The organism is Actinoallomurus soli (genome assembly GCF_024055715.1).
GTDB lineage: Bacteria > Actinomycetota > Actinomycetes > Streptosporangiales > Streptosporangiaceae > Actinoallomurus > Actinoallomurus soli.
Genome location: NZ_JAMXMV010000006.1, coordinates 167,859 through 184,399 on the forward strand (window position 1 = coordinate 167,859; position 16,541 = coordinate 184,399).

Sequence of the window (16,541 nt, forward strand, 5' to 3'; positions counted from 1 at the left end):
TCGTTCACTCGGGTACGGCTTTTCAATCCGTCCGACAGTACTGTGTAGGCAAGTGAGCGGGGACCGCCTGCCGGGTACACCGTGCTCGCGCGCGGCTACTCTCGGACGCTACGGCCCTGGTCAGGAGCTGTTTCTCCGTAGCCAAGGACGTAGGACAGCGTCAGGTAGTTCCAGGAACAACCTTGACACACTTCCACCACATAGACCCGGAATTCACCGAATTCCCGGGCCATCTCCTGGAGTTCGTCCGTCGCCTTGACCCGTCCGGCGTACCGGCCCAGCTCGTCGCCGTACACGTACGTGACATGCGTGAGCCGCTCCTTCCGGCAGACGGGGCAGGGCTGGTCGGTGGGCTCGCCATGATACTTCGCGGCTCGCAGCAGGTACGGGTGTGCGTCGCAGGCGTCCGCGACGGTCAGGCCGCCGGATGACAGCTCGGCCAACGTGGCCCGCCGGGCGAGCCCGTAGTCGACGACCAGTCGCTGGGACCACATGTCTGCAGACTACGACGACCCGCAATCCTCGATTCGTGACATTCCAGGCACCCTGCGTGCGCCCTTCCTGAACACGGCCTGAACCCGGCCGTCTTTTCACGGTCCTTTCACGCCCCGGCTTGCCATGCGGGGAGGGAGGACCGTATCTTCCTGATGTATCGAGTCGATACATTCGAGCGATACATCGAGTCGAGCGGTCGAGGGGAGGGACCATGAGGAGCAAGGCCGGCGTGCTGGAGCTCGCCGTACTCGGGCTGCTCCACGAGTCCCCCATGCACGGGTACGAGCTGCGCAAGCGGCTGAACGCCCTGCTCGGCATGTTCCGCGCGTTCTCCTACGGATCGCTCTACCCCTGCCTCAAGGACCTCCTCGAGCATGGGTTGATCACGGAGGACGACCAGGAGCCCGTCGCGGCACGCCCGGCGGGCACCCGGCGCTCGAAGATCGTCTACAAGCTCACGGCCGAGGGGAAGGAGCGCCTCCAGGAGCTCCTCTCCGAGGCCGGACCCGCGTCCTGGGAGGACGAAGGGTTCGGAGTACATTTCGCCTTCTTCGCCCACACCCGCGCCGACGTACGGCTGCGGATCCTCGAAGGCCGGCGCAGCCGGCTCGAGGAGCGGCTGGAGGGCGTGCGCGCCGCACTGGCCCGCACGCGCGAGCGTGTCGACAACTACACGCTCGAGCTCCAGCAGCACGGGTTGGAGTCGGTCGAGCGCGAGGTCCGGTGGCTCAACGAGCTCATCGGGCGCGAACGCGCGCAGCAAGCAGATGAGAACAACGGCTGAGGGCGCAAGGCGTCCCCCCGCACAACACGGCAAAGGAGCATCCGGATGGGTTCAGTGCGCGTAGCCATCGTCGGAGTCGGCAACTGCGCGAGCTCGCTCGTCCAGGGAGTCGAGTACTACAAGGACGCCTCGCCCGAAACTCGTGTCCCTGGTCTCATGCACGTTCAGTTCGGCGAATACCACGTCGGTGACCTCGAGTTCGTGGCCGCCTTCGACGTCGACGCCAAGAAGGTCGGCCGCGACCTGTCCGAGGCGATCGTCGCCAGCGAGAACAACACCATCAAGATCTGCGACGTGCCGCCGTCCGGCGTCACCGTGCAGCGCGGCCACACCTTCGACGGTCTCGGCGAGTACTACCGGGAGATCATCGAGGAGTCGGACGAGCAGCCGGTCGACGTCGTCCAGGTGCTCAAGGACACCCAGGCCGACGTCCTCGTCTCCTACCTGCCGGTGGGCTCGGAGGAGGCGGACCGCTTCTACGCCCAGTGCGCCATCGACGCCGGCGTGGCCTTCGTGAACGCCCTGCCGGTCTTCATCGCCAGCGACCCGGAGTGGGCGCAGAAGTTCACCGACGCCGGTGTCCCGATCGTCGGTGACGACATCAAGTCCCAGGTCGGCGCCACCATCACCCACCGCGTGATGGCCAAGCTGTTCGAGGACCGCGGGGTCGAGCTGCTGCGCACGTACCAGCTCAACTTCGGCGGCAACATGGACTTCATGAACATGCTGGAGCGCAAGCGCCTCCAGTCGAAGAAGATCTCCAAGACGCAGTCGGTCACCTCGCAGATCCCGCACGAGATGGCGAAGGCCGACGTCCACATCGGCCCGTCCGACCACGTGCCGTGGCTCGACGACCGCAAGTGGGCCTACGTCCGCCTGGAGGGCCGTTCCTTCGGCGACACCCCGCTGAACCTCGAGTACAAGCTCGAGGTCTGGGACTCCCCGAACTCCGCCGGCGTCATCATCGACGCGGTCCGCGCCGCCAAGATCGCCAAGGACCGCGGCATCGGCGGCCCGATCCTGTCGGCGAGCTCCTACTTCATGAAGTCCCCGCCGGTGCAGTACAGCGACGACCAGGCCCGCGAGGCCGTGGAGTCCTTCATCCGCGGTGACGTGGAGCGCTGAGCTGAGGAGTGAGCGGAGTGGCGGGTGAGGAACGAGCCCGCTGCGGAGCGAACGACGAGGCTGACGCGACCATCGAGCAGGAGCGCTGAGCTGAGGAGTGAGCGGAGTGGCGGGTGAGGAACGAGCCCGCTGCGGAGCGAACGACGAGGCTGACGCGACCATCGAGCAGGAGCGCTGAGCCAGACGCACCGTAAAGCTCACGTGATGCGGTGAGCCAACGGGTGTCAGGTGAGGGGTCCGTGCGCTGCGGCGCGCGGACCCCTCACCTTTTGGCCTGCTCAGAGCGAGGCCCCGGATTTCGTCGTGGTTACGGTAAGCACATACTGTTACGTCGGCTCGGTCATGTGCCGCGGGGACTCCCCGGTGCGAGGCTGGGTTGCAGGCGGACGAAAGGCCCCCGCCCAGGGCCGGTCGGGTCGCCTCCGGCGAGGGAAAAGGAAGAGATCACGAGTGGCGGGAAGGTGACGCCGGCTGGGCTTCCCGGGATACGTGCCGCGATGCCCGTATCACACCTAGTGAGGGTCTCATCACGAGGTTGTCTCACCTACTGCACAGTTAAGTAACTCGTCCGAATCTTTACCGATCTGAGCTGGACAGCGACCAGGACGCGAAGGTGTTCTCCCACGGGGACGTGTCGAGAACCCGACACGCCTGCGAACAAACGCATCACAACTAGCGCAACACGGCCGTGAGGCCGGATGGAGGGCGTTCATGTCAGTCGAGAAGACGGGTTGAAGGCAGCGGCCGCCATCGGCACGCTCGCCGTCGCCCTCGCCGCCTGCGGCGGTGGAGGCAAGGGCGGTAGCTCCGATGAGGGAACGCCCCAAAAGGGCGGGACCCTGAAGATCGCGGGTTCGTCGGTGCCGGACCACATCGACCCCGCGAGCGCCTACAGCACGGTCAACCAGGGCTTCTCCCGGAACTGGGCGCTCACGCTCTTCACGAACAAGGCCTCGAACAACTTCAACGAGACCATCCCGAACTACCCGGACGCCGCGGCCGAGCTCCCCACCAAGGAGAACGGCGGCATCAGCGCGGACGGCAAGACCTACACGATCAAGCTGCGTGACGGTCTGAAGTGGAACACGAACCCGGCCCGCCCGGTCACGGCGGCCGACTTCGTGCGCGGTCTGAAGCGGACGTGCAACCCGGCGAGCCCCGCCGGCGCGCCGTACTACACGGACCTCATCGTCGGCATGGCCGACTTCTGCAAGGGCTACGGCAAGGTCGATGCCAAGTCCGCCAGCGCGATGGGGAACTACCAGGAGAGCCACGACATCCCCGGCTACACGGCCAAGGATGACAAGACCCTGGTCGTCAAGCTGAAGCAGCCGGCCGGTGACTTCCTGAACATCATCGGCATGTCCTTCGCGTCCGCCGCGCCGAAGGAGTACGACAACTACATCCCGGACAGCCCGGAGTTCCGTTCGCACACGGTCTCCGACGGTCCGTACCAGATGACGTCGTACAGCGACAAGAAGTTCATCCTGGACCGCAACCCGAACTGGGACGCCGCCTCGGACAAGCTTCGCAAGGCGTACGTCGACCGCATCGAGGTCGACCTCGGTCAGGACTCCCCGGACCAGGTCGAGCAGCAGCTGGAGCAGGGCACGGCGGACCTCGCGTGGGACCAGCCGGTGCCGACCTCCGCGATCCCGCGCCTCGCGCAGTCCAAGGACAAGCGGTTCCGTCTGCAGGACAACCCGGGCGTCAACCCGTACATCGTCTTCAACACCCTGAGCCCCAACAACAAGGGCGCGCTGGGTAAGAAGGCCGTCCGGCAGGCGATCGAGTACGCGATCGACAAGGTCGCGATCGCCAAGAACTACGGCGGCGTCAACGTGGCCCAGCCGGTGCGTTCCGCGGTCGCCCCGGGCAACGTCGGCTACGACCCGAACTACAACCCGTACCCGACCAACAACGACTCGGGTGACCCGGCCAAGTGCAAGCAGATGCTCTCGGCCGCCGGCTACTCGAACGGGCTCACGCTGAAGTTCCCGTACCGGACCAACAGCAACCACCCGCGCAACGCGCAGTCGATCCAGGCGAACCTGCAGGCCTGCGGGATCACCGTCCAGATGTCGCCGGACACCAACGGCAACTTCTACGGCACCACCCTGGTCACGCCGGCGGACGCCAAGGCCGGTAAGTGGGACATCGCCGCTCCGGGCTGGGGTCCGGACTGGTACGGCAACAACGGCCGTTCCGGCCTGCAGCCGCTGTTCGACGGCCGCCAGTACGGCCCGAACTCCCCGGACTACGGCGGTTACAACAACGACCAGGTCAACAAGCTGATCGACCAGGCCAACCAGGCGCAGACCCAGGCCGACGCGCAGACCGCGTGGGCGCAGGTCAACAAGCTGGTCATGGACGACGCCGCCATCGTTCCGCTGATCACGCAGAAGTACTCGACCTACCAGTCGGCGCGGGTCCGCAACACGCTGTTCCTGCCCGCCTTCCAGACCTACGACTACAGCCTGGTCTGGCTGGCCAAGAAGTAACCCAAACCCCAATGAGACGGCCGGGTGCGCCCCGCACGAGGCGTGCCCGGCCGTCATCATGCCGGGACGATGTCCCTATCACACACTCACCCTGGGTAATCTTCGATGGAACTCGCCCTGGCGCGTAACCCCTAACTCAGTTCTCGAAGGGGAGGACATGAGCCTTCTCGAGGTCACAGACCTAAAGGTCTCCTTCAACACCTCGGACGGCGTCGTACAAGCGGTTCGCGGAATGACCTTCAGCATCGACCGCGGCAAGACGCTCGGCATCGTCGGCGAATCCGGCTCCGGCAAGAGCGTCAGCACCCAGACCCTCATGGGCCTCACTCCGGGTGCGAAGGTCAGCGGCCAGGCCCTCTTCGAAGGCCAGGACCTGCTCACGATGAACCCCGACCAGCTCCGCCGGATCCGCGGCCCGCAGATCTCCATGATCTTCCAGGACCCGCTGTCCAGCCTGCACCCCCTGTACAAGGTGGGCTGGCAGATCGTCGAGATGATCCGCGCGCACGAGCCGAACGTCTCCAAGGCCGACGCGCGCAAGCGCGCGGTCGAACTCCTCGGCATGGTCGGCATCCCGCAGCCGGACCGGCGGGTGGACGACTACCCCCACCAGTTCTCCGGCGGCATGCGCCAGCGCGCGATGATCGCCATGGCGCTCGCGCTGAACCCGAAGCTCATCATCGCCGACGAGCCGACCACCGCCCTCGACGCGACCGTGCAGGCCCAGATCCTGGACCTCATGCTGCGCCTGCAGCGCGAGTTCGACACCGCTCTCATCATGATCACGCACGACCTCGGGGTCATCGCCGACCTGGCCGACGACGTCCTCGTGATGTACGCCGGCAAGCCGGTCGAGCACACCGACCGCCGGTCGCTGTACTACGGGTCGCACCACCCGTACAGCGCCGGTCTGCTCCGCTCGATCCCGAGCGGCGCCGGTGGCCGCGGCGGCCGGCTGATCCCCATCGCCGGGCAGCCGCCGAGCCTCATCAGTCCGCCACCGGGGTGTTCGTTCCATCCTCGTTGCCCGTACGCCATGGACACGTGCCGGGTGAACGAGCCACCGTTGCGAGAGGTGGCCGCGGGCCACGGGTCCGCCTGCTGGCTTCCCAAGGAGGCGCGCGGCCTCGGCCCCGAGGCCGAGCAGCTGCGCGAGAACGCCGTGGCAGAGGGCCGTACGGAGGTGGGCGCGTGAGCGACGTCAGTGGAGACGTCCTCGTCAAGGTCGAGGACGCCTACAAGCACTTCCCCATCAAGCAGGGGATCATCTTCAAGCACGAGGTGGCGCGGGTCCACGCCGTCGACGGCGTCAACCTCGAGGTACGCCGCGGCGAGACCCTCGGCATCGTCGGGGAGAGCGGCTGCGGCAAGTCGACGCTGGCCCGCTGCATCACCGGTCTGCACCCGCTGACGAAGGGGCGCATCCTCTTCGAGGGCAAGGAGATCGGCTCGTCGCCGGACAAGGCGTTCCGGCGTGACGTGCAGATGATCTTCCAGGACCCGTACGGCTCGCTGAACCCGCGCCGCCGGGTCGGGGCGATCATCGGCGACCCGTTCGACATCCACGGCATTGCGGACGGCGCCGAGCGCAAGCGGCGCGTCCAGGAGCTGATGGAGCTCGTCGGCCTCAACCCCGAGCACTACAACCGGTTCCCGGCGGAGTTCTCCGGCGGTCAGCGGCAGCGCATCGGCGTCGCACGTGCCCTCGCGCTCAAGCCGAAGCTGATCGTCTGCGACGAGCCCGTCTCGGCGCTGGACGTGTCCATCCAGGCGCAGGTGATCAACCTGCTGAAGGACCTGCAGGACGAGCTCGGGCTCACCTACATCTTCATCGCGCACGACCTGTCGGTGGTGGAGTACGTCTCCGACCGGGTCGCGGTCATGTACCTCGGCAAGATCACCGAGAACGCCGAGTCCGAGGAGCTGTACGCCAAGCCCCGCCACCCGTACACCAACGCCCTGCTGTCGGCGGCCTCCGTCGCCGACCCGGACGAGGCGGCGAAGCGCGAACGGATCATCCTGACCGGTGACGTCCCGTCGCCGATCAAGCCGCCGTCCGCGTGCCGGTTCCACCCGCGCTGCCCGAAGGCGCAGCCGATCTGCTCCACCGAGGAGCCGGAGCTGATCGTGCGTGAGGGCGACGACGCCGACCATCTGACCGCGTGCCACTTCCCCGTGCAGCTCGGTGAGCACCTCGCCAGGGCGCGGGCCGGCATCGCCCAGGAGTCCACCGAGCCCACTCTGGGGGTGTCCGAATGAGTCTCACGGAGCTCGCCGCCGACGCCATTCCGGCCGACGAGGAGCCCAGCGGCCGGAAGATCCAGGGGCGCAGCCCGTTCCGGCTCGCCATGGCGCGGCTGATGCACGACAAGATGGCGGTCGCGTCCGTCGTCGTGCTCGTCCTGATCATCCTCTTCGCGATCGGCGCGCCGCTGTTCGCCTCGTGGACGGGCCACCCGTACGGAGCGCAGTACCCCGACCTCGCCCGCGACTCCTGGGGCCTGCCCAAGGGGCCGAGCAAGGACTTCTGGCTCGGCGCCGACCCGCTCGGCCGTGACGTGCTCGTCCGGGCGGCGTACGGCGCGCGGATCTCGCTGTTCGTCGGGATCGCGGCGTCCATCCTCGCCACCGTCATCGGGGTGACGGTCGGCGTCCTCGCCGGCTACATCGGCGGAGCCGTGGACGCCATCCTGGCGCGGTTCATGGACGTCGTGCTGTCCTTCCCGTACCTGCTGGTCGCGATCGTCATCGCCACGACGTTCCGACCGCACTCCACCTGGCTCAGCCTGCTGCTGACCATCACCGTGATCGCGATCTTCTCGTTCGCCGCGATGGCCCGCATCGTCCGCGGCCAGGTCATCTCGCTGAAGGAGAAGGAGTTCATCGAGGCGGCCCGGTCCCTGGGCGCCGGCCGAGTGCGGATCATGTTCGTGGACATCCTGCCGAACCTCGTCGCGCCGGTCACGGTGCTCGCCTCGCTGCTCGTTCCGACCTCCATCGTGTTCGAGGCGACGCTGTCCTTCCTCGGGGTCGGCATCCAGCCGCCGATGCCCAGCTGGGGGAGCATGCTCAACGACGCCGACTACCGGAGCTCGCTGTGGCTCCTGTTCGTGCCCGGTGGCCTGTTGCTCCTGACGACCCTGGCGTTCAACCTGCTCGGCGACGGCATCCGCGACGCGTTCGATCCGCGCAGCGAGCGACTCATCACCCGAAAGTAGGACCTGACGATGTTTCGATTCATCATCCGGCGGCTGCTCTTCGGGATCCTCGTCCTGTGGCTGGTGACGACGTCCGTCTTCTGCCTGCTGCACATCTCCCCGACCCCGGTCGAGAAGATGATCGCAGGACCGCGGGCGTCCGCCGCCACGGTCGCCCTGATCCGGCACAACCTCGGTCTGGACCGGCCGTTCCTCGTCCAGTACTGGAGCTTCCTGAAGGACACCTTCACCGGTGACCTGGGCTACTCCTACGTCACCCAGGCGAAGGTCTCCTCGATCATCGCGGATCGGCTGCCCGCCACCCTCTGGCTGGTCGGCGGCGCGGCGGTCCTCTGGTTCGTCGGAGGCGTCACGACCGGCGTGCTCAGCGCCACCAGGGCCCGCAGCCTGCTGGACCGCTCCTCGACGGGGTTCGTCCTGCTGGGCCTGTCCATCCCGCCGTTCCTGATGGCGCTGCTCCTGCCGTTCCTGTTCATCCACGAGATCGGCATCACCTGGTTCCAGACGGGACAGTACGTCTCGCCGTTCGACGACCCGAACCTGTTCCTGCAGCGAATGATCCTGCCGTGGCTCGGGCTCGCGTTCATGCTGGTGGCGACGTACACGCGGCTCACCCGCGGCTCGATGATGGACGTCCTCGGTGAGGACTACATCCGCACCGCGCGGGCCAAGGGCCTGTCCGAGCGGCGGGTCATCTACCGCCACGGCCTGCGGGCGGCGCTGACGCCGATCGTCACCCAGTTCGGCGTCGACATCGGCGCGCTGATCGGGTCCACGATCGTCACCGAGAAGGTGTTCGGTCTGCAGGGCATCGGGCAGCTCGTCTACAACTCGATCGTCAAGGGCGACACCCCGGTCATCCTGGGCGTGACGCTGCTGACGGCGCTGTTCGTGGTCGTCGCGAACCTGATCGTCGACATCGGCTACTCCTTCCTCGACCCGCGCGTCCGGGTCGACTGACGGAGCTCCGGCGGTCCGAACGGCCGGTCGTCCCCCGGGGGCGGCCGGCCGTTTTCGCTGTCCTACGCTTGGGCGGTGTCCTACGCCGCCGACCTCCGCCTGGTCATCCGGGGTCAGGACTTCCGGCGCCTGTTCGCGACACGGGTCGTCTCGGCCCTGTCCGACGGCGTGTTCCAGGTCGGCCTCGCGGGCTACGTCCTGTTCTCCCCCGAGCAGCAGGCCACCGCCACGGAGGCCGCCGCCACGGCCGCGGTGCTGCTGCTGCCGTACTCCGTGCTCGGCCCGTTCGCCGGCGTCTTCATCGACCGGTGGCGGCGCCGGCAGATCCTCGTCCACGCCCCGCTGATCCGGGCCGTCGCCGTCGCCGTGACCGCGCTGCTGCTGGCCCGCGGGAACGACGGCATCCCGTTCTTCCTCGCCGCGCTCGCCGTGTTCGCGGTGAACCGCTTCTTCCTGTCCGCGCTGTCGGCGGCGCTGCCCCGTGTGGTCGGGGCGGAGGAGCTCATCACCGCGAACGCCGTGTCGGTCACCTCCGGGACGATGATGACCTTCGCCGGCGCCGGCGTCGGGTACGTCCTGCGGGTCCTGTTCGGCGCGGGCCACTCCGGCACCGCCGCCGTCCTGTCCGCCTCCGCCGTCCTCTACGTCGCCACCGCGCTCATCGCCACGCGCATGGGCCGCGACCTGCTCGGCCCGGACCGCGGCGAGGTGCGGGCCGACACCCGCGAGGCGCTCGGGCAGGTGCTGCACGGCCTGCTCGACGGCGCCCGGCACATCCGGGACCGGCGGCCGGCCGCGGCGGCGCTCGGCGCGATCGGCGCCCACCGGTTCCTGTACGGCATCACCACGATCATGACGGTGCTGCTGTTCCGCAACTACTTCGCCGGCAGCGCGGAGGCCGGCCTCGGCGGCTTCGCGGTCGTCCTCGTCGTGTCCGGGATCGGGTACTTCCTGGCGGCCGTGACCACCCCGCTCGTCACCGAGCGGATCCGCAAGGAGGCGTGGATCACGATCCAGCTGGCGTTCGCCGCCGTCGCCGAGGTGGTCCTCGCAGCACCGTTCTCGCCGGTGCCGTTCATCCTGGGCGCCTTCGTGCTCGGCCTCGTCGCACAGGGCGTGAAGCTCTGCGTGGACACGATCGTCCAGACCACCGTGGCCGACGCCTTCCGTGGCAGGGTCTTCGCCCTCTACGACATGATCTTCAACGGGATGTACGTGGCCGGATTCGCCGTCGCCGCCGCCCTCCTCCCCGCCGACGGCAAGTCCTACGGCGTCCTCGCCCTCATCGGCATCGGCTACGCCCTGTCGGCCCTGTGCTATCGCCTGTCGGCGGGCACCCCTTCGAGCGTCACCGACCCCGTCAGGGGTTCCAGCGCGTGAGACGGCGGCAGTGCGGTGCCGTGGCGTGAGTCCCCCGTAGAGCTTGATCGCTGGCGGATGCCGCACCCTATCGACAGTGCTCGCCAGGGATCAACGCGCTCGGTGCGGATACCGCCGGCCGTCTCCTAGCGCGTGAGGTGGCGGCCGCCGGCGACGGAGAGCACCTCGCCGTTGATGTGGCCGTTCGCGGCCGAGCCGAGGTAGGCGACCGCTGAGGCGACATCCTCCGGTGTGCAGATGCGGCCGGTGGGCGTCTTGGCGGCCTCGGCGTCGACCACCTCCTGTCCGAAGCCGGGGTAGGTCAAGGCCCGCTCGGTCAGCGTGAACCCGGGTCGTACGACGTTCGTCAGGATGCCGTGCCGGGCCTCACGGGCGGCGAACACGGTGGCGGCCGTCTCCAGCCCGCCCTTGGCTGCGGGGTAGGTCACCGCGGCGGGCATGGGCTGGTCGACGACGTCCGAGGAGATCAGGACCAGTCGGCCCCAGCCGCCGCTCCGCATGGCGGGCAGCACGGCGTCGATCAGCGCGACGGCGCCGATGACGTTCGCGGTGAATCCGTCCGTCATCGTCTCCCAGGTGTCCGGGGTCCTCGACGGCCAGGCGACGGCGTTCGCGACCAGGACGGCGATGTCGCCGAGTTCCTGCTGGACCGCGCGCACCGCCGCGTCGATCGAGGCGGGGTCGCGCTGATCGATGCGCACCGTCATGCCCCGGCCGCCCATCTCCGCGACCGAGTCGACGAGGTCGTGTGCCCGCTTCTCGTTTCCGTGCCAGGCGGCGGCGACCAGGGCGCCCTCGGCCGCGTACGCCCGGGTGATCGCGCCGCCGATGTCGCCGGACGCTCCCGTGACCAGGACGACGCGGCCGGTGAGTCCGAGATCCATCAGTACCCCTAGTTACTTAGTCGGCTATCTATTAGCCGACTATACATTCGTAGGATGGTCCTCGTGGAATCCGGCGAGGCGATGCGCGTCAACCGCGCGCTGAACAAGCTCAGCAAGCTGTACCGCGCTGCCAAGGCCCACAAGCTCGCGGCGCTCGGCCTGCATCCCGGCCAGGACGTCCTGCTGTGGATCCTGGCGCAGGAGCGCGACGGCATCACCGTTTCCCAGCTCGCCGCCCGGCTCGGCATCGAGCCGCCCACCGTCACCCGTAGCCTCGCCCGGCTCGAGGGCGGCGGCTGGTTCAGGCGAGAGCCCGTACCCGCCGACCGCCGGCAGGTCCGCATCGTAGTGACGGACGCCGGTCACCGGCTCGTACCGGCGATCGAGCGAGCCTGGGCCGAGCTCGCCGAGGAGACACTGGGCCCGGTGGACGATGAGGAGCGTGACATCCTGCTCACCGCGCTCGAACGGGCCAGTGATCGGCTCCGCGGCCTCGTCGAGGACTCCGAGAGGGTCCTGGCCGAGGAGTGACGGTCGGTCAGCGGGGCGTGAAGACCGGGGTCCAGGAGCCGGACCGGTCCGAGTGCTGATAGCCGGTGAGGGGCGTGATCTTCTTGCCGTCGACGGTCACGAGGACCAGCCGGCTGTGGAACTCGCCCTTGCCCATGCATCCCTTCGGCTCGCAGGCCAGCGCGATCAGGTGGCCGTCGTCGGCCCAGGCGCGCAGCTGCTCGACGGGCTGGAGGCCGGCCGTACGCCCGGTCGTGACGTCCTTCACGGTGGTGAGGGGGCCGGGGCCGGAGCCGGGGTTGCCCATGGCGATGTACCGGCCGTCCGGCGACAGCCCGGCCTCCTCGTTGCTGTCCGCCTCGTGCGGCGGTGCCGTCTGCGGCCTCCCCTGCAGGTCGTAGAAGGTCCTGGTGGGCACCATGCCGGTCGGCGACCAGATCAGCGCGCCCGTCCGGCTCCAGCCGAGATCCTGCCGGGTGTTGAAGTTGTCCGCGTCCGGCGGCAGAGGGCGGAAGGGGCCCGGACGGCCGGTCTTCGCGTCGACGACGTAGAAGCCGGTCCGTGTGCTGGTCCTCGGGCCGGTGGGCAGGTCGGGGTTCTGGACGTAGGCCGTCACGAGGAGCCGCCGCCCGTCCGCTGACCAGGACAGGCCGCCGGCCCGGCGGTCGAGCGGGATCCAGCGGGTCACCTTCCGCGTACGCGTGTCCAGCAGCCCGACCCGCGCGGCCGGCAGCGGGCCTTCGAGCACGGCCGCCTGCCGCAGGCCCGGTGCGACGGCCAGGTACGCCCACGGTGTCACCCGGTACCCGCCGGACGCCGGGTCGTACAGGTACCACCTGCGTTGCGGCGCGGCCCCCAGGCCGGTCCGGTGCGTCACATAGTAGGCGGACATCGCGATCCGGCCGGCGGCGACGAGCCGTACGGGCGGGGAGTGCGCCGGGTCGGCGTGCAGGCCGGTGTCCGCCGGCGTCGGCCGGGTCGCCGGTCGCGGCGCCGACGGTGACGCGGGGTTCCGTTCGAGGTCGGCCGTCACCGCGACCGCCGCGACCAGTGCCGCCGCGCCGGTCGCGAGCGCGACCGTGCGGACGCGCCGCCGGATGCGGCGGCGCAGCGCCCGCTCGGCCAGCCCGGCCGGCACCGTGGCCTCGGCCGACCATTCGGTCAGGGACCGCCGGATCAGCGTCTCGAGTTTCACTGGTTGACCTCCGTCATGGTGTCGGCCGTGGCCAGTTCGGGGGCGAGCCGGCGCAGGCGGGCCAGGGACCGGTGCGTCGTACTGCGCACGGTGCCGACGCTGCAGTCGAGGATCCGGGCCACCTCGGACTCGGACAGGTCCTCGAAGAAGCGGAGGATGAGGACCGCGCGCTGCCGGGCGGTGAGCCGCGCCATCGCCCGCCGTACGGTGAGCCTCAGGTCGATGGCGGCGGTGTCGTCGTCCCGTGCGGTCTCGCGCCACCACGAACTCGTGGAAACGTCGCTCCGCTGCGGCGTCCATCGTCACCTCCGAAGTGCGTCGATCTCCTTAGACGCCTCTGGGGGGCGGCGGCTATGTCCCGCCGGGCGAAATCGGCATCGGAGAAGATCGGCGCTCAGAGGCCGTCGGGTTCGTCCTCCTCGTCGAGGGCGTGCCCGTCGTCGCCGGAGTGCAGGTCGGGCTCGCGGCCGAGGCCCACCGTGATCAGGTCGAGGAGACCACGAAGGATCCCGGGCCGGTCGGGCTCCGCCCCGGTGGGGTTCGATGCGTCTGGGCGCGGCCCGTCCTGGGCAGCGGGGGTCACGGCGACCATGTCCACCTCCGAAGTGCGTCGTCCTCGTAAGACGCCTCCGGGCGTTCGCGGCTATGCCACCGCGGCGCCGTTGATGATCAACGGGTGGCCGCGCGCGCTCCGGCGAGCATGGCGCGGGTGATCCGGTCGACGTCGTCGGGCGCGCAGACGTACGGCGGCATCGTGTAGATCAGGTTGCGGAACGGCCGGAGCCACACGCCCTCCGCCATGACGGCGTCCTGCACGGTGCCGATGTCGACGGGGTCGGCCAGCTCGATCACGCCGATCGCGCCGAGCACCCGGACGTCGACGACTCCGGGCAGGTCCCAGGCCGGCTGCAGACCGGCCGTGAGCAGTTTTTGAATCCCGGCCACCTCGGCCCGCCAGTCGCGCTCCCGCAGCAGTTCGATGGAGGCGATGGCGACGGCACACGCGAGCGGGTTGGCCATGTACGTCGGGCCGTGCATCAGCACGCCGGCCTCGCCGTCACTGATGCCGCGGGCCACCCGGTCGGTGCACAGAGTGGCGGCCATGGTCAGGTAGCCGCCGGTGAGCGCCTTGCCCACGCACATGATGTCCGGGCTGATCCCGGCCCGCTCGCAGGCGAACAGCGTGCCGGTGCGGCCGAACCCGGTGGCGATCTCATCGAGGATCAGCAGCACGTCGTGCCGGTCGGCGAGCTCGCGCAGCAGGCGGACGTACGCCGGGTCGTAGAACCGCATGCCGCCCGCCCCCTGGACGACCGGTTCGACGATGATGGCGGCCAGTTCGTGGGCGTGGGCGGCGACGAGGCCCTCCAGCTCCGCGGCGTACGTGGCCGTGTACGCGGTCTCGTACGGGGCCGGGGGCATGGGCGCGAAGACGTGCGCGGGCAGCAGGTCCGTGAACAGGTGGTGCATGCCGCCGACCGGGTCGCAGACGGCCATCGCGCCGAAGGTGTCGCCGTGGTACCCGCCGCGCACGGTGCACAGCCGGGTCTTGCCCGTACGGCCCCGCGACCGCTGGTACTGCAGGGCCATCTTGATCGCGACCTCGACGGACACCGAGCCGGAGTCCGCGAAGAACACCTTCGTCAGCGGGTCCGGCGTGCAGTCGACCAGCAGCTCCGCGAGGCGTACGGCCGGAGGGTGGGTGAGGCCGCCGAACATCACGTGGGCCATCGCACCGAGCTGCCGGGTGAGGGCCGCGTCGAGGACGGGGTGGGCGTACCCGTGGATCGCCGCCCACCACGACGACATCCCGTCGACCAGCTCGCGGCCGTCCGCGAGGGTCAGCCGGACGCCCTTCGCCGCGACGACCGGATGCACCGGCGTGGTCGCCGGCATCGGGGCGTACGGATGCCAGATGTGCTCCCGGTCGTACGCGAGCAGCTCCTCAGGGCCCATGCGACCCCATGATGGCAGCCGGACCGGCCCGGCGCGGGGAACCGCGGGGAACTCAGCCCTGCTCGCGGGCCCACGCGCGGAGCGCCTCGGCGGCGGCCTCCTTGCCGATCGGGCCCCGGTCGAGCCGCAGGTCGAGCAGGAACTTGTACGCCTTGCCGACGGCCGGGCCGGGTCCGATGCCGAGGATCTCCTGGATCTCGTTGCCGTCCAGCTCGGGCCGGATCTTGGAGAGCTCCTCCTCCTGCTGCAGCCGGGCGATCCGTTCTTCGAGCTGGTCGTACGTGCGGGCCAGCGCGGCGGCCTTGCGCCGGTTGCGGGTCGTGCAGTCGGCGCGGGTGAGCTTGTGCAGCCGCGGCAGCAGGTGCCCGGCGTCGCGTACGTAGCGGCGCACCGCCGAGTCGGTCCACTCGCCGGTGCCGTACCCGTGGAAGCGCAGGTGCAGCTCGACGAGGCGGGAGACGTCGGCGACGACGTCCTTGGGGTAGCGCAGCGCGGTGAGGCGGCTCTTGGCCATCGCCGCGCCCACGACCTCGTGGTGGTGGAAGGTCACGCGGCCGCCGTCGACGAAGGAGCGCGTCTTCGGCTTGCCGATGTCGTGCAGCACCGCGGCGAGCCGCAGCACGAGGTCCGGGCCGTCCTCCTCCTGGGCGATCGCCTGTTCGAGCACGATCAGGGAGTGCTCGTAGACGTCCTTGTGCCGGTGGTGCTCGTCGATCTCCAGCCGGAGCTTGGGGAGCTCGGGCAGCACCCGCTCGGCCAGCCCGGTGTCGACCAGGAGCGTGAGGCCGGCGCGCGGGTGGGCGCCGAGCAGCAGCTTGGACAGCTCGTCGCGGACGCGCTCGGCCGAGACGATCTCGATGCGGTCGGCCATCGCCTTCATCGCGGCGACGGTCTCGGGCGCGACGGTGAAGCCGAGCTGGGCGGCGAACCGCGCGGCGCGCATCATCCGCAGCGGGTCGTCGTCGAAGGAGTCCTCGGGGCGCCCGGGGGTCTGGATGACCTTCTGCCGCAGGTCGCGCAGGCCGCCGAAGAGGTCCACGAACTCGTGTCCCGGCAGCCGGGCGGCCATGGCGTTCACCGCGAAGTCGCGGCGGGCGAGGTCGCCTTCGAGGGAGGTGCCGTACGTCACCTCGGGCTTGCGCGAGTCGTGGTCGTAGGACTCGCTGCGGTAGGTGGTGATCTCGAGTTGGAGGTCGCCCTTGCGCAGGCCGATCGTGCCGTACTCGATGCCGATGGTCCAGACGGCGTCCGCCCAGCCCTCGACGATCCGCAGGACCTTGTCGGGGTGGGCGTCCGTGGCGAAGTCGAGGTCGTTGACCGGGCGCCCGAGCAGGGCGTCGCGCACGGGACCACCGACGAGGGCGAGTTGGTGGCCCGCGTCCGCGAAGCGCCGGCCGAGGGCGTCGGCGAGAGGCGTCACGCGCCGCAGCAGCTCGCTGACTGCCGCGTGCTGGTCGGAGGTCACGTCATGGTCGTTCGGCACGGCAATCGAGCCTAGGTCCTCGCAGGTGCCGGGCAAAACGCGAATCACCG

At 69.5% G+C, this 16,541-nt stretch carries 15 protein-coding genes and 1 pseudogene; 9 read left to right on the forward strand and 7 right to left on the reverse strand.

Annotation, left to right across the window (positions count from 1 at the left end):
* Window positions 1-95 precede the first annotated feature (95 nt).
* Window positions 96-494, reverse strand: a complete 399-nt coding sequence (locus tag NDW01_RS17340) for a DUF5318 family protein (protein WP_252781275.1) — start codon at window positions 492-494, stop codon at window positions 96-98.
* Window positions 495-706: 212 nt separating this feature from the next.
* Here NDW01_RS17340 and NDW01_RS17345 point away from each other — a divergent pair, with 212 nt between their 5' ends.
* The 8 genes from NDW01_RS17345 (at window position 707) to NDW01_RS17380 (ending at window position 10,463) form a co-directional block, all read left to right on the forward strand.
* Window positions 707-1,279, forward strand: a complete 573-nt coding sequence (locus tag NDW01_RS17345) for a PadR family transcriptional regulator (protein ID WP_252821754.1) — start codon at window positions 707-709, stop codon at window positions 1,277-1,279.
* A gap of 45 nt (window positions 1,280-1,324) precedes the next feature.
* A complete protein-coding gene (locus NDW01_RS17350; protein ID WP_252781277.1) occupies window positions 1,325-2,404 on the forward strand; it encodes an inositol-3-phosphate synthase in 1,080 nt (359 codons plus the stop codon).
* A 731-nt stretch (window positions 2,405-3,135) separates the two neighbouring features.
* A complete protein-coding gene (locus NDW01_RS17355; protein WP_252821756.1) occupies window positions 3,136-4,905 on the forward strand; it encodes an ABC transporter substrate-binding protein in 1,770 nt (589 codons plus the stop codon).
* A 157-nt stretch (window positions 4,906-5,062) separates the two neighbouring features.
* A complete protein-coding gene (locus NDW01_RS17360) occupies window positions 5,063-6,100 on the forward strand; it encodes an ABC transporter ATP-binding protein (RefSeq protein WP_252821758.1) in 1,038 nt (345 codons plus the stop codon).
* Window positions 6,097-7,164 carry an ABC transporter ATP-binding protein gene (locus tag NDW01_RS17365; protein WP_308206897.1) on the forward strand — a complete coding sequence of 356 codons (1,068 nt, stop codon included), beginning with the start codon at window positions 6,097-6,099 and terminating at the stop codon, window positions 7,162-7,164. Before NDW01_RS17360 ends, NDW01_RS17365 begins: the two co-directional genes overlap by 4 nt.
* Window positions 7,161-8,123: an ABC transporter permease gene (locus tag NDW01_RS17370; protein WP_252781280.1), complete on the forward strand. Its 963-nt coding sequence runs from the start codon at window positions 7,161-7,163 to the stop codon at window positions 8,121-8,123. Before NDW01_RS17365 ends, NDW01_RS17370 begins: the two co-directional genes overlap by 4 nt.
* Before the next feature lie 9 nt (window positions 8,124-8,132).
* On the forward strand, window positions 8,133-9,083 hold the full coding sequence (locus NDW01_RS17375; RefSeq protein ID WP_252781281.1) for an ABC transporter permease: 951 nt from the start codon (window positions 8,133-8,135) through the stop codon (window positions 9,081-9,083).
* A gap of 75 nt (window positions 9,084-9,158) precedes the next feature.
* A complete protein-coding gene (locus NDW01_RS17380; RefSeq protein ID WP_252821759.1) occupies window positions 9,159-10,463 on the forward strand; it encodes an MFS transporter in 1,305 nt (434 codons plus the stop codon).
* Window positions 10,464-10,588: 125 nt separating this feature from the next.
* On the opposite strand, the gene NDW01_RS17385 is transcribed toward NDW01_RS17380, so the two are convergent.
* A complete protein-coding gene (locus NDW01_RS17385; protein WP_252821760.1) occupies window positions 10,589-11,347 on the reverse strand; it encodes an SDR family NAD(P)-dependent oxidoreductase in 759 nt (252 codons plus the stop codon).
* Between the two features lie 54 nt (window positions 11,348-11,401).
* Here NDW01_RS17385 and NDW01_RS17390 point away from each other — a divergent pair, with 54 nt between their 5' ends.
* On the forward strand, window positions 11,402-11,878 hold the full coding sequence (locus tag NDW01_RS17390; RefSeq protein ID WP_252821762.1) for a MarR family winged helix-turn-helix transcriptional regulator: 477 nt from the start codon (window positions 11,402-11,404) through the stop codon (window positions 11,876-11,878).
* 7 nt (window positions 11,879-11,885) lie between these two features.
* Here NDW01_RS17390 and NDW01_RS17395 read toward each other — a convergent pair whose 3' ends face one another.
* The 5 genes and pseudogenes from NDW01_RS17395 to NDW01_RS17415 form a co-directional block, all read right to left on the reverse strand.
* Entirely contained in the window at window positions 11,886-13,052 is a 1,167-nt protein-coding gene (locus NDW01_RS17395; protein WP_252821764.1) for a hypothetical protein, read from the reverse strand.
* Window positions 13,049-13,282: pseudogene (locus NDW01_RS17400) on the reverse strand (sigma-70 family RNA polymerase sigma factor); the annotation flags it as partial. The pseudogene NDW01_RS17400 and the gene NDW01_RS17395, both read right to left, overlap by 4 nt.
* Window positions 13,283-13,446: 164 nt before the next feature.
* Window positions 13,447-13,644: a hypothetical protein gene (locus tag NDW01_RS17405; RefSeq protein WP_252821767.1), complete on the reverse strand. Its 198-nt coding sequence runs from the start codon at window positions 13,642-13,644 to the stop codon at window positions 13,447-13,449.
* Between the two features lie 77 nt (window positions 13,645-13,721).
* Window positions 13,722-15,008: an adenosylmethionine--8-amino-7-oxononanoate transaminase gene (locus NDW01_RS17410; protein ID WP_252821769.1), complete on the reverse strand. Its 1,287-nt coding sequence runs from the start codon at window positions 15,006-15,008 to the stop codon at window positions 13,722-13,724.
* A 52-nt stretch (window positions 15,009-15,060) separates the two neighbouring features.
* Window positions 15,061-16,491 carry a CCA tRNA nucleotidyltransferase gene (locus NDW01_RS17415; protein ID WP_252821772.1) on the reverse strand — a complete coding sequence of 477 codons (1,431 nt, stop codon included), beginning with the start codon at window positions 16,489-16,491 and terminating at the stop codon, window positions 15,061-15,063.
* Window positions 16,492-16,541 lie beyond the last annotated feature (50 nt).

What these genes read in the sequence shown, in the direction of transcription:
- NDW01_RS17340 (WP_252781275.1), bottom strand. Translation starts at nt 494, where the DNA reads ATGTGGTCCCAGCGACTGGTCGTCGACTACGGGCTCGCCCGGCGGGCC.
- NDW01_RS17345 (WP_252821754.1), top strand. Translation starts at nt 707, where the DNA reads ATGAGGAGCAAGGCCGGCGTGCTGGAGCTCGCCGTACTCGGGCTGCTC.
- NDW01_RS17350 (WP_252781277.1), top strand. Translation starts at nt 1,325, where the DNA reads ATGGGTTCAGTGCGCGTAGCCATCGTCGGAGTCGGCAACTGCGCGAGC.
- NDW01_RS17360 (WP_252821758.1), top strand. Translation starts at nt 5,063, where the DNA reads ATGAGCCTTCTCGAGGTCACAGACCTAAAGGTCTCCTTCAACACCTCG.
- NDW01_RS17370 (WP_252781280.1), top strand. Translation starts at nt 7,161, where the DNA reads ATGAGTCTCACGGAGCTCGCCGCCGACGCCATTCCGGCCGACGAGGAG.
- NDW01_RS17375 (WP_252781281.1), top strand. Translation starts at nt 8,133, where the DNA reads ATGTTTCGATTCATCATCCGGCGGCTGCTCTTCGGGATCCTCGTCCTG.
- NDW01_RS17385 (WP_252821760.1), bottom strand. Translation starts at nt 11,347, where the DNA reads ATGGATCTCGGACTCACCGGCCGCGTCGTCCTGGTCACGGGAGCGTCC.
- NDW01_RS17390 (WP_252821762.1), top strand. Translation starts at nt 11,402, where the DNA reads ATGGTCCTCGTGGAATCCGGCGAGGCGATGCGCGTCAACCGCGCGCTG.
- NDW01_RS17405 (WP_252821767.1), bottom strand. Translation starts at nt 13,644, where the DNA reads ATGGTCGCCGTGACCCCCGCTGCCCAGGACGGGCCGCGCCCAGACGCA.
- NDW01_RS17410 (WP_252821769.1), bottom strand. Translation starts at nt 15,008, where the DNA reads ATGGGCCCTGAGGAGCTGCTCGCGTACGACCGGGAGCACATCTGGCAT.